The organism is Staphylococcus sp. 231237_7MaSpsaltlick (assembly GCF_043107035.1).
This window is the reverse complement of the sequence record NZ_JBICNX010000452.1, coordinates 1-385: the sequence shown is the minus strand read 5'-3', so window position 1 is coordinate 385 and position 385 is coordinate 1. Positions and strand designations below refer to the sequence as shown.

Here is a 385-nt window from a genome sequence, read left to right as displayed (position 1 = left end):
GATATAAAGCATTATGTTTTTTTATTTAATCAAGGGAATTCTACGATAGAAAAAAGACGTGAAATTTTAAGTGAACACAAGGAAAGTATAAAAAATGAAATTAAAAGCAAGTTAGATTGTCTAGATCAGATTAACTATAAATTAGGTGTTTATGATGAATTATCACGTAACGTTAGTACAGATATTATAAACAAGGATTGCCTTATTTGACCTAAAGTGTAGTTCAAGGTTTATCATTAATTATATATTTAATTAGTGGAGGCGTATAATATGAATAATATAAAAGACAAAGTTATCCTCATAACGGGAGCATCAAGTGGTATAGGAAAAGCAACCGCCACATCATTAGCACAACAGGGCGCAAAATTAGTATTAGCAGCAAGAA

General features: G+C 29.6%; 2 protein-coding genes. Both read left to right on the top strand.

Annotated elements, in window-relative coordinates; all coding sequences use genetic code 11:
* On the top strand, nt 1–210 hold a 210-nt coding region (locus tag ACF91D_RS32310), incomplete at its 5' end, for a MerR family transcriptional regulator (protein WP_483883410.1).
* A gap of 60 nt (nt 211–270) precedes the next feature.
* Nucleotides 271–385: SDR family NAD(P)-dependent oxidoreductase (locus ACF91D_RS32305; RefSeq protein ID WP_392438794.1), on the top strand; the 115-nt coding region annotated here is incomplete at its 3' end.